The sequence below is a fragment of the Microbacterium sp. AC026 genome, assembly GCF_979258475.1.
Genome location: NZ_OZ409857.1, coordinates 2,832,073 through 2,843,693 on the forward strand (window position 1 = coordinate 2,832,073; position 11,621 = coordinate 2,843,693).

Consider the following 11,621-nt stretch of genomic DNA (forward strand, 5'->3'; position numbering starts at 1 on the left):
AGGTGTGTGCTCACATGATCGACCCCCAAACGCCACGCGCCCCCATGCCGCGCGTGATCGACTACGAGCAGCGTCAGGTGATGTCCGACCCCCGCGTCGAGCAACTCTCGCCTGAGTCGCAGGCGGCGCTACGTCAGTTCTCGGAAGACCGTCTGATCGGCTACGGCGTGGAGCGCGCGGATGCGGGCCAGCTTCGCGAGCGTGTGCTCCGCGGGGTTCCGTGGAAGGAAGCGGCGACCATGATCGCCGATCGATGCCGAACGTTAGCGCGACCGGCGGAAACCGGAGGAAATCGAGCCACACGGATCACATATCTGCGCCGAGCGTCGGCGCTGGTGCGCGCCAGCCAGGTGATGATGCTGACGGACACCCCCGAAAGGGCCGCTATCTATGCACGCGCCGGTGATCTGTACGGCCTCGCGAGTCACCTTGCGGGTGATCGTCGCCGTGTTCTCGTCCACAACACGACGGGCGAGCTGGTCGGATGGCACTTCAGGACCAGAGTGCCGTCCCAGGGCGCCGTGCTCCTCATCGGAGGGGTGGAAGGCTATGCCATGGACTTTGACTCGATGGGCGAAGCGCTGGCCGCGCGCGGGATCGAGACACTCGCACTCGATGGACCCGGACAGGGTGAGAGTCGATTCACGCACGAGCAGTACCTGAGCGGCGAATGGAGGAGCGCATACATCGCCGCGCTCGACTACCTCTCGGAAGTGTCCCCGGGACGGCCGATCGGCATTATCGGAAACAGTATGGGCGGGAGTTTCGCCATGGCGGTGGCTGCTTCCGACACCCGTGTGCGTGCATGTGTTGACAACGGCGGTATTCCGGCACCGTGGCTTGTCACGCCCAGCGTCGGAACCTTCTTCACCAAGATGGTCTCGTTTTGCGGCTCAGGAGACCCGGAAGAGGCGATTGCGGTGTGGTCGTCGGTCGTGCCGCTCGCAGAGGGAGCGAATGGCGACTACTCGCTGCTTGTTCTTCACGGTGGCGCCGATCCTCTCGTCACCCAGGCCATGGCTGAGGGGCTCTGGAAGGGGCGCGGACCGCGAACCGAGAGATGGTGATCTTCTCAGATGGCGATCACTGTATTTACAACCACAAGACCGATCGAGACATCCTCGTCGCTGATTGGATGTTCGATCGCCTGTCCTCGGCGCAAGAGGAGCCATCGTCATGAGAATCACCGACGCGCAAATCCATCTCTGGAGCGGACAGGGTGCTCCGCCTCATCACATCCGAGCACCGTTCACGATCGAGCGGGCGCTCCGCGAGATGGATGCCGCCGGAATCGCGAGGGCGGTCAACTGTCCTGCGATCTGGGATGCCTCGGCCAACGACTACTCGATCGAGGCGGCGACCGCTCATCCCGATCGGTTCGCGACCATGGGGTGGTTCGCGCTGGACGGATCCACGAACGCCGCGACCGTCGATGAGTGGCTGGCGAAGCCGGGCATGCATGGCCTGCGGTTTGTCCTCTACGCTCCGGAGGCGGGACCTATGCTCCAGTCCGGCGCGCTCGACTGGTTGTGGACCCGAGCAGACGAGCGAGAGGTTGCCGTCGCACTCATGGTGTTACCAGACCATCTGCCATTGCTTGGCGATCTCGCGCGTCGATATCCGCGGATGCGATTGATCATCGATCATCTCGCAATCGGACCGTTCGCTCTGCTTCCCGATGCTGCGTCGCATCTCGGCTCTCTCCTCGAGTTGTCCCGTCATCCCAACATCGCTGCGAAGGCCACGGGTCTCTTCGGAGCTGCCCCCGACGCATACCCCTTCAGCAGCACCCACGACATCCTGCGGCGAACATTCGACGCGTTCGGGCCTGAGCGCATGTTCTGGGGCACTGACATCACGCGGATGCAGGCCACGTGGTCGGACTGTGTGTCGGCGAGTACCGAGCAACTGTCATGGCTCACGGGTGTAGATCTCGAACTGGTGATGGGTGAGGGGATATCGCGTTGGATCGGCTGGCCCTAAGGCTAACGAGGACCGTACTCGCTAGCGTGTATTGAGTCAGCACCACCGCGACCGACCGGATAAGCAGTGAGCACCACACCAGCGAAACGCAAGCCAGGGCGCCCGCCTGTCCCTCGGCAGACAATCATCGACACTGCACTGAGACTCGTCGATGAAAGGGGAGCAGACGCACTAACCCTGCGCGCCCTGGCTGTCGAACTCTCGTCGAGCACGGCGACGTTGTATCGACACGTCCATAATCGCGCGGAGTTGGTGGGGTTGGTGGTCGACCGGATGCTCGCGGACGTCGAGCTTCCTTCTCTTCAGGTCGACGACCGCGATTCGTGGGACGAGGTCTGTCACCGCACCGCGACGGCGATATTCGTAACGATGGCCGAGCACCGGAAGGTCGCTCCGCTTCTGATCGAACGCTTCCCCGACGGACCGAACGCCATCCTGCTCCGGGAACGCATGGCTCGCGCCCTGCTTCGTGCCGGCTTCTCGGCCGAGGTTGCGGCAAAGTCCGTCGCCATGCTCGGACGGTACATCCTCGGGTTTTCGATGCAGGCGGATGCCGACAACGAAAATGGCCATGATCAGCCGGTCAGAGATGCGGTGAGCACTCCTCACCTTGCGCGGGTTGCTGCATACCTTCCGCAACCACTTATCGCGGAGTTCGACTTCGGGTTGTCTCTCATGCTCCAGGGACTGAGAAACGTGGAGGTCGGCTAACCCACTGGCGAGACGTCGAGAAGAGGCTCAAGGCCTAGCTTGCGCGGCCATCTTGCGTGATCGTCACCTGCCGAACAATCGATTCACCCATGAAGTGCGGACTTCTGTCGCAGCCCTCGCAAGCGGCGAATCGGGCATCAGCGCTTCCCAGCCGTGAGTACCTCCTGGCCAGACGTGGAGCTCGGCGTCGATCCCATCTCGCCACAGTTGCGACGCGTAGGTCACGACCTCGTCACGGAAGACTTCAGCCGAGCCGGCGTCAATGTATGTGGACGGCAGGCCAGAGAGGTCATCGGCGCGAGCGGGCGCGGCGTAGATCGACACCTCGTCAGAACCGCGCCGCACTCCGAGAAGCGATTCCCACCCGACGCGGTTGCTGCCGCGGTCCCACAGTCCAAGCCCGTCGAACTGGCGGGTAGAAACAGTGTCATCACGGTCGTCCAGCATCGGGCAGAGCAGGAACTGACCCAAGAGTTCAGGTCCCCCTCGATCTCTGGACAAGAGGGAAACGCCGGCGGCAAGGCCGCCGCCCGCGCTGGCTCCGGCGATGACCACCCGTCGTGGGTCCATTCCCAATCGGTCGGCGTTCTCAACGAACCAGAGCAGTGCGGAGTAACAGTCCTCGACCGGGATCGGGTCCGGGTTTTCCGGCGCGAGACGATACTCGACCGTCGCTGCGACAGCGTTGTGAGCGACGATCCACGGCGCGACGAGAGATACCCCGGTCATCCGCGTTCCCATGACCATGCCGCCGCCATGCACGTGGAAGATTCCGGGGCCGATCTCGGAGTGGCCGCGCCGCCGAAGGACAGTGAGCGCGAGTTCCGCGCCTTCATGACCGGGCACGGTGAACTCAAGCTGCTCCAGGTCAAAGCGAGTGAGGTCTTCAGGAACGGCGTATTGCCGCATCATCGGAATGGACTCGGCCGTAAGCGGGGCGAAGATGCCTCCTGCTTCCATAGCATCGAGCGCCACCCTAACGGCTGGGTCGAAGGGAGGCCGCTTGGCTGGGGACGATCCTGTGTCCGTATGTGAGCTCACGTGTCTTCTCCTGTTTTCTGGTCCTGCATTCGACTCGGCGGCCAGCAGGTCCGGTGGCGGCTGCGGGCAGGCGCTCGAGATGTTTCGGGAGGGTGCTACGCCTTCGTTTTCGAGCCCGACTGAGTGATGGACAGGGCAGCAGGACCGAGCGTCGACATCCTCCGGTCTCGGGTCCCGCCTCTTGGCCGACGGCTTCGAACGACTCAGGCGGATTCGCCGGAGATGACCCGTAGCTTTATGTCGGGAGCTGGCGATATCTGCTCTTGCCCCAGTGCTCCCAGAGCCGTTGCCATGGTCGCTTGCGCGACCGCAGCGAGGTCGTACCCCACCGTCGTGAGGCGGGGGTTTGTCACCTGCGAGAGCGGGGTGTGGTCCATCCCAATCAAGCCGATGTCAGTCGGTACCTGCCATCCCCGGCGATTCGCAGCATTGAGGAGCGTGATAGCGATGTCGTCGTTATAGCACGCGACGCCAAAACCTGGATCGAGATCGTCAAGCGCCGTCGCTGCGTCGTCCGCGTTGATGCCGAGCCCGACCACTCTCGGTGCTGGGAGATCGGCAGCCGCGCATACGTCCTTGACCGCCTTCTCTCGGTCGTCTCCGTAGGGATCAAGTCGGTTATCGCGCAAGTGAGCGAAAGCGATGTAACGGTACCCCTGAGCGACGAGGTGTTCCGCCTGGATTCGGCCGATGGCGTAGTTGAGGTTCCCGCCCGTTGACGTGTCGAAGGCCGGGACGCCCCTTTCTGCAAGAATCTCCTTCTCACTCGCAGTGAAGGGCTGCAGCGAGAGGACTGCTCTGGGGCGCATTCCCGCGAGGATCCGATCCAGTGACGATGGCGATTGCGTCGAGAGGCGTAGCACGAGGGTCAGCCCCTTCTGCGCCAGCAACTCCGTGACCGTGTCGAAAATGTCCTGGAGGTTCCCACCGAACGTGGTATTCGGGACGAGGGCGATGACGAAGTCACTCGTTCCCGTCCGCAGCATGCGCCCGGCGGACGATGGCTCGTAGTCGAGGTCTTTGGCGGCCTTCAGCACTCGCTCAGCTGTGCCGGCGGCGAAGCGGTGGGCATGCCCGTTGAGTACCTGGCTCACGGTCGCTCGGGACAATCCTGCGTGCCGAGCTACGTCCGCGCTGGTCACTGCCATGATCGAAACCCCTTCTTCGCGACTCCTTCGAGTGTACGCAACTTGTCTCGTGATAACAGAGTTGACACGAGATAATCGTCGTGGTTTGATCACTTATCACGTGGTAAGAAGTCTTGCCCCGCGATCCGGCTGGCAAGGCCGCCAGCCCCATGACGAAGGAGTCTTCCATGTCCGACAATCCAAATGCGCCCGCGACGCCGGGCTCGTCAACCTCGCCCGGTCAGCAGGCCCTCGCTGCCGAGACGCGCGCGGAGAACACCCCAACAGGATCGATCCGCACGAAGGTTTCGAAGCGATATGTGAGCTTCTTGCTCTTCGGCATGTTCGGTGCGTACGTGGCGCTCGTCGCCCCGATCGGCCTTTCCCTGTCGCTGCGTATTCAGGAGATCGCTCCGTCCAACGTCGAAGTCCTGGGCTACGTGATCGGAATCGCGGCGATCGTCACCACGATCACCGGCCCTCTGGTCGGTATGTGGAGTGACCGCACACGTTCGCGGTTTGGCCGACGGCGCCCCTTCGCGATTGCTGGAGCGATCGTCGGGTTCGTCGGTCTTTCGATCATCGCCACCGCGACCGCAGTGCCGCTCCTCCTCGTCGGGTGGGTAATCACCTCCTTCGGGTGGAGCAGCGCGATGAATTCGCTCATTCAGTCGCAGGCAGACAGGCTCCCCGAGTCTCAGTACGGTCGCGTTGCGGGTATGACCGGGTTCGTCCAGATGGTCGCGCCTGTTGCAGGCGTCGGTCTCGCCAGCGCCTTTATCGGCAACAACTTCCTGGTATTTCTCGTCCCCGGCGCTGTCGGACTTTTCTCCCTGTTGTGCTGGTTTGTCTTCGTCCCCGAGCGCGATACCCGTGACCTTGAGTTTGACGATGCCCTGACCGTCCGCAAGGTGCTCGGGAGCCTCGTCTTCAACCCGCGACGCTACCCCGACTTCGCTTGGAACTGGCTTGCTCGACTGCTCTTCATGACCGGCGTCACCTTCTCCACGACGTTCACATCCCTGTTCTTTGCGTCGCGGTTGAGTGAGAACGGCCAGGTCGCGGACATCGGCGGGATCATCGTGATTCTCTCGCTGGTGAGCATCGCGGTCACCGGGGTTGGAGCGCTGGCCGGGGGGTTCCTCTCGGACAAGATCGGTCGACGTCGAATCTTCGTTCTCGGATCTGGAATTCTCTACACCTCGGGTGCCCTGGTGTTGGCCTTCGGCGGCAGTGACTTCGCCCTGCTCCTGGTCGGTTCCGGACTCACCGGACTGGCACTCGGTATCTTCTCCTCCGTAGACCAGGCGCTCGTACTGAACGTTCTGCCCGAGAAGGACACCGACGCCGGCAAGTTCCTGGGAATCAATGGCTACTCCACCTCCATCGCGCAGGCCGTGGCACCGCTTCTGGCCGCCCCGCTGATCTTGATCGGCGTGAGCGGGAATGACCGCAACTATGGCCTCCTCTTCCTCGTCGCCGCGGTCCTGACGATCGTCGCCGGCATCATCGTGCAATGGAAGGTGAAGAGCGTTCGCTGACCTCAGATAACCGCGAACGACCACCTCATGGAGCACCCAATGACACCGACTCTTTTCACCGCCGACTGGACGTTTCACCGCGAAGGAGATCTAGCGGGCAGCACCGTGAGGCTTCCCCATGACGCCATGATCGGTGAGACGCGCACAGCCACCGGGGGTACCGATAACCATGGCGGCTACTTCCCGGGCGGGCGTTACGTCTACCGGAAACGATGGACTGCTCCAGAAGATGCGGACCACCGCTCATACAAGCTCTCCTTTGAAGGCGTCTACGGCATCACATATGTGGTGGTGAACGGGACAGAGATGGCGCGGAGCAACAGCCCCTACCGGCGTTTCGATGCCCCCTTGGGGGACTTGAAGCCGGGGACGGAGGCACTGATCGAGGTGCACGTCGACAACAGCTCCGTCCCGAACAGTCGCTGGTACACGGGCTCCGGAATCTACCGTCCCGTCTGGCTGTACTCGCTCACCGATAGCCGCATCGCCGAAGACGGGGTCAGGATCGTCACACGTGACATTCGCACCGACCGCGGCAGTTCAGACGCATCCGTGCAAGTATCCGTTCGTCTCGACGGACCAGCTGCGATCGGTTCGACCGTTGTGCTGGACATCCACCGCGACGGACAACGGGTTCTGCGGGAAGAACGTGTGGCATCCGGGGGCATCGTCGTCTTCGACACCGTCATTCACAGGGCGGCCCTTTGGTCCGCGGAGGAGCCAAACCTGTACGAAGTCAGCGTGATGATGGGCGTCGACGGGGAGCCGATTGACGAGTATCGCACTCGCACCGGACTTCGCACGATCGACGTCGACTCCAGCCGCGGCCTTCGCATCAACGGACAAGAGGTTCTGCTGCGTGGAACCGCCGTGCATCACGACAACGGAATCCTGGGCGCGGCGACGTTCGACGCAGCGGAGTGGCGGCGAGCTCGCATTCTGAAAGAAGCGGGCTTCAACGCTGTCCGGAGCGCGCACAACCCCTTGTCACGCGCCTTCCTCGATGCATGCGACACCCTTGGCCTCTACGTCATGGACGAACTCACAGACGTCTGGTTTCGTCGTAAGACGCCACACGACGGTGCTCCACAGTTTCACGAATCGTGGGCCGATGACGCTGCGGCGATGATCAGCGAAGACCGCAACAGGCCGTCGGTCATCATGTATTCGATTGGCAACGAGATCGCGGAGTCCGCCGCGCCCTCCGGGATCCGAGTCGCGCAGCAGATCAACGCATACTTCCGCGCGGCAGACTCGACACGACCGACAACGATCGCGGTGAATCCACTACTCGCGATGATGGCCTCCCGAGACAAGAGCACGAGCTCGAACGAGGTGGCCCCGCCAGAACGAAAGCCTGCAACGAGCACCGCGGCCAACCAGATGGCAGCGAGAATCGGCCGCATGATGGTCTTGGCTTCCATGTTGCCTGCGGCGGACAGGGCCACTCGAGGCGTGTTCGATGCCGTCGACATCGCTGGCTACAACTATGGATACGCCGCATACCCGCGCGCCCGACGACGTTACCCGGATCGGGTGATCGTAGGGACTGAATCAATGCCCGGCGACCTTCCCGCCATTTGGAAACGCGTGACCTCCACGCCAGGCGTGATCGGCGACTTCAGCTGGACCGGGTGGGATTACCTCGGCGAAGTCGGTCTCGGCTATTGGAGCTATGGCACAGAACCTGGAGGAATCGCGAAACCGTACCCGGGCATTCTGGCCGGCTGCGGAATCTTCGACATCACAGGTGCGCCGACCGGCACTCTCTCTCTTGTGCAAGCCGTCTGGAACGTGACGGAGGCCCCGGGGATCGCCGTAAGACCCCTCGATCGTGTCGGCCAAAGACCGAACAAGACCCCCTGGTTGTTCACCGACGCGGTGCCCAGCTGGTCGTGGGGCCGTCATTCTGGAACGGCCGAGATCGAGGTCTACTCTGCTGGGGACCACATTGAACTACAGCTCAACGGCCGCTCACTCGGCCGCCGCCGAGCGGGACGCAAAACGAACTACAAGACCCGATTCGCTGTCCCGTATGAACCGGGCGAGCTCACGGCCATCGCGTACACCGCAGGCGCCGAGATCGGGCGCCGCACGCTTCGATCCGCCCGAAACGTAGATCTGCGACTGCGAGCTGAGATCGACGAGCTTCACGGACCCGACGATCTCGCTTTCGTGTGGATCGAACTCGCTGACGCTGATGGAATCGTGGACTTCGGCTCCGAGGACGAGGTCACCGTGCACGTCAGCGGCCCCGCAACGCTCGCCGCTCTCGGCAGCGCCGCGCCGACCTCGGATCGCAGTTACCTTGACGACTCCCACACCACCTACCGGGGGCGGGCGCTCGCGATCGTTCGCCCCACCGGGCTCGGCGGCGAGATAACCATACGCGCCACGTCGCGCCAGCACGGAGTCGCGTCGCTGATCCTTCAGGCGTCTCCGGCTGTCGGCGACACCTCCATTCGGACACCTCTCACTATCGCAACAGGAACGGACGCATCATGACGGTCACCGAACCGATCATCGCGGGCTTCTACCCGGACCCTTCGATCTGCCGCGTCGATGACACCTACTACCTCATCAATTCCAGCTTCGAGTACCTCCCCGGCATTCCGATTCACGCCAGTACCGACCTGGTCACCTGGAACCTCGTCGGCAACGCGCTCACTCGCACGACGCAAATCGCGGAGCACCAGGGGTATCCCAGCGCCGGGATCTTCGCCCCCACGATCCGTCATCACGCTGGCCGGTTCTGGATAATCGGAACTAACGTAAACGACATCCCACTCGGACGCGGACACTTCCTCATCCACGCCGACAACCCGGCCGGCCCTTGGTCCGATCCGATATTCATCCCCGGAACGACCGGCATCGACCCGGATATCGTCTGGGACGAAGACGGGATCGCGCACGTCACATGGTGCTCGCTCGATGGCTCCAACCCAGGGATCCTGTCGGCCCCTGTAGACACCGACACGGGGCAGCTCCAAGATGCGCCCAAGCAGCTATGGGAAGGAACCGGCCTCGCATTCCCAGAAGGCCCGCACCTGTATCACATCGGAGACTGGTGGTACCTGCTGCTCGCAGAGGGGGCACCGAGCGCGGCCATGCGGCAACGATCGCTCGATCGCGCACAATCGAGGGCCCCTACGAATCCTCGCCCCACAATCCATTGCTCAGCCACAGGAGCCTCCCGCTGCCGGTCCAGAACGTCGGCCACGCAGACCTGATCGAGCTCGAGGACGGCGCGTGGGCCGCAGTCCACCTCGGCGTGCGACCGCGCGGACAAACACCGGGTTTCCACGTGAACGGCCGAGAGTCATTCCTTGTTGGTATCGACTGGGTTGATGGATGGCCCGTCATCGACGAGGACAGATATCCGGTAACACCCACCGACCACTCCTTCAGCGATGCGTTCACCACACCCGCAGTACACCCTCGCTGGCTAGGCGTGGGCGTTTTTCCGTCAACATTCACAGAACCGCACCCCGAAGGCGGTCTTCTCATCAACAGTGCGGCGAACGGCAGCCACTCCCTGCTTTCCGCCCGCACCACCGACCTTTCGTGGGCCGCATCGACCAAGTTCGACGCCGACGCAGGCGAAGGGCGATTCGTGGTCCGTATCGACGACAAGAACTGGTACGGGCTGAGCTACGACGGCACCACCGTGACAGCCACCGTCACCATCGGAGGTTTGCCGAACACCGTCGGGCGATGGCAGCCACCGACGGGCGTTTCTCCCTTCTTGCAGATCTCGGCACACCCTGCACCCCTTCTGCCTCACGGAGCGTCACTCGAGCCTGACCTGATCGAGTTGACGGCGGGAGCGGACGACGTCGAGCATGCGTTCGGAACGTTCGATGGTCGATACCTGTCCACGGAGGTCACCGGGGGTTTCACTGGCCGGGTAATCGGGGTCGAAGCCACCGTCGGTCAGATTCGAGTGCACCACGTCCAGTACGAAACCAACCACAACCCGGTCCAGACGAGACACGAGATGAAGGACGCAGAATGAACGCTCAATCGAACTCCGGATTCCTCTGGGGAGCAGCAACCGCCCCTCATCAGATCGAAGGCAACAACGTCAACAGCGACTGGTGGGTATACGAGCAGCGGATGCCCTACTTCAGTCCAAGTGGGGACGCCGTCGACAGCTACCACCGGTACGAGGAGGATATGCAACTTCTCGCCGAAGCCGGGCTGAACGCGTACCGGTTCGGGATTGAATGGGCACGCGTCGAACCTCTGCCCGGCCAGTTCTCCATCGCGGAACTCGCCCACTATCGGCGCATGATCGACACCGCGCTATCCCTCGGCCTCACGCCTGTGGTCACCTTGCACCACTTCTCGAGCCCTCGCTGGTTCATCGAAGAGGGTGGATGGTTGGGTGAGACGGCTCTGGAGCGCTTCTCTGCATACGTAAGTCGCGTATGCGAAATCCTCGACGGGGTGCAGTGGGTGTGCACCATCAACGAACCCAACATGTTCGCCTTCATGATGCTCATGGCCGAGGCCATCAACGCCGACGCGGCACCACAGATGGACACGCCGACTGTTCAGGCCGAAGGTGGATTTGTCCTGCCCCTCCCGCTCCCCGAAGCGACGCAACGACTGATCGAAGCGCATCGCCTCGCTCGCGAGATCGTGCGGGACCGCACCACGGCCGCCGTCGGATGGAGTATCGCCAACCTTGCCCTCTATCCCGCGGATCCCGAGTCAGAAGATCGCTTCCGTGAAGAGCAGTGGGCACGGGAAGACGCATTCGTCGAGGCATCTCGTGGCGACGACTTCATCGGCGTCCAGGCCTATTCCACCCAAGCCGTCGACATCAACGGTCTGGTGCCCCACCCGGAGAGTCCTGAGAACACCCTCGTCGGTACGCCCTATCGACCCGAGGCACTCGAGGTCGCGGTCCGCCACGCCTGGGACATCACCGATGGCGTACCGATCATGATCACGGAGAACGGTATCGCAACCGCGGACGACTCCCGCCGGGTCGCCTACACGAACGAGGCACTCACGGGCCTGTTCTCCGCGATTGACGACGGGATCGACGTGCGCGGTTACCTCCACTGGAGCGCCCTCGACAACTTCGAGTGGGGGCATTGGGAGCCGACGTTCGGACTCATCGCCGTCGACCGTGAGACGTTCGCACGCACACCCAAACCGAGTCTCGCGTGGCTGGGAGATGTCGCCCGTCGCGGGCGACCGTAACACT

Annotated in this window: 9 protein-coding genes and 1 pseudogene; 8 read left to right on the forward strand and 2 right to left on the reverse strand. The window is 62.9% G+C overall.

The genetic code is table 11. The annotated features are described in order from the left end of the window. Nucleotides 1-14: 14 nt before the first annotated feature. From ACZZ93_RS14180 to ACZZ93_RS14190, 3 genes are all read left to right on the forward strand, one after another. Nucleotides 15-1,067 (forward strand): alpha/beta hydrolase, encoded by a 1,053-nt coding sequence (locus tag ACZZ93_RS14180; protein ID WP_463511370.1) that lies wholly within the window; start codon nt 15-17, stop codon nt 1,065-1,067. 109 nt (nt 1,068-1,176) lie between these two features. After that, nucleotides 1,177-1,983: an amidohydrolase family protein gene (locus tag ACZZ93_RS14185; RefSeq protein ID WP_463511371.1), complete on the forward strand. Its 807-nt coding sequence runs from the start codon at nt 1,177-1,179 to the stop codon at nt 1,981-1,983. A 66-nt stretch (nt 1,984-2,049) separates the two neighbouring features. Beyond that, nucleotides 2,050-2,694, forward strand: a complete 645-nt coding sequence (locus tag ACZZ93_RS14190; protein ID WP_372984762.1) for a TetR/AcrR family transcriptional regulator — start codon at nt 2,050-2,052, stop codon at nt 2,692-2,694. A 63-nt stretch (nt 2,695-2,757) separates the two neighbouring features. On the opposite strand, the gene ACZZ93_RS14195 is transcribed toward ACZZ93_RS14190, so the two are convergent. Next, a complete protein-coding gene (locus ACZZ93_RS14195) occupies nt 2,758-3,669 on the reverse strand; it encodes an alpha/beta hydrolase (RefSeq protein ID WP_463511372.1) in 912 nt (303 codons plus the stop codon). A 269-nt stretch (nt 3,670-3,938) separates the two neighbouring features. Then, nucleotides 3,939-4,883: a LacI family DNA-binding transcriptional regulator gene (locus ACZZ93_RS14200; protein ID WP_463511373.1), complete on the reverse strand. Its 945-nt coding sequence runs from the start codon at nt 4,881-4,883 to the stop codon at nt 3,939-3,941. Nucleotides 4,884-5,050: 167 nt separating this feature from the next. Between ACZZ93_RS14200 and ACZZ93_RS14205 the strand changes: the two genes are divergently transcribed. The 5 genes and pseudogenes from ACZZ93_RS14205 (at nt 5,051) to ACZZ93_RS14225 (ending at nt 11,617) form a co-directional block, all read left to right on the forward strand. After that, nucleotides 5,051-6,403 (forward strand): MFS transporter, encoded by a 1,353-nt coding sequence (locus tag ACZZ93_RS14205; RefSeq protein WP_372984765.1) that lies wholly within the window; start codon nt 5,051-5,053, stop codon nt 6,401-6,403. Between the two features lie 39 nt (nt 6,404-6,442). Beyond that, nucleotides 6,443-8,908: a glycoside hydrolase family 2 TIM barrel-domain containing protein gene (locus tag ACZZ93_RS14210; RefSeq protein ID WP_463511374.1), complete on the forward strand. Its 2,466-nt coding sequence runs from the start codon at nt 6,443-6,445 to the stop codon at nt 8,906-8,908. Next, a pseudogene (locus ACZZ93_RS14215) lies at nt 8,905-9,701 on the forward strand (family 43 glycosylhydrolase); the annotation flags it as partial. The gene ACZZ93_RS14210 and the pseudogene ACZZ93_RS14215, both read left to right, overlap by 4 nt. Nucleotides 9,702-9,707: 6 nt before the next feature. After that, complete coding sequence (locus ACZZ93_RS14220) at nt 9,708-10,418, forward strand: hypothetical protein (protein WP_463511785.1); 711 nt, start codon at nt 9,708-9,710, stop codon at nt 10,416-10,418. Further along, entirely contained in the window at nt 10,415-11,617 is a 1,203-nt protein-coding gene (locus tag ACZZ93_RS14225; protein WP_463511375.1) for a glycoside hydrolase family 1 protein, read from the forward strand. The genes ACZZ93_RS14220 and ACZZ93_RS14225 overlap by 4 nt, the downstream gene beginning before the upstream one ends. Nucleotides 11,618-11,621 lie beyond the last annotated feature (4 nt).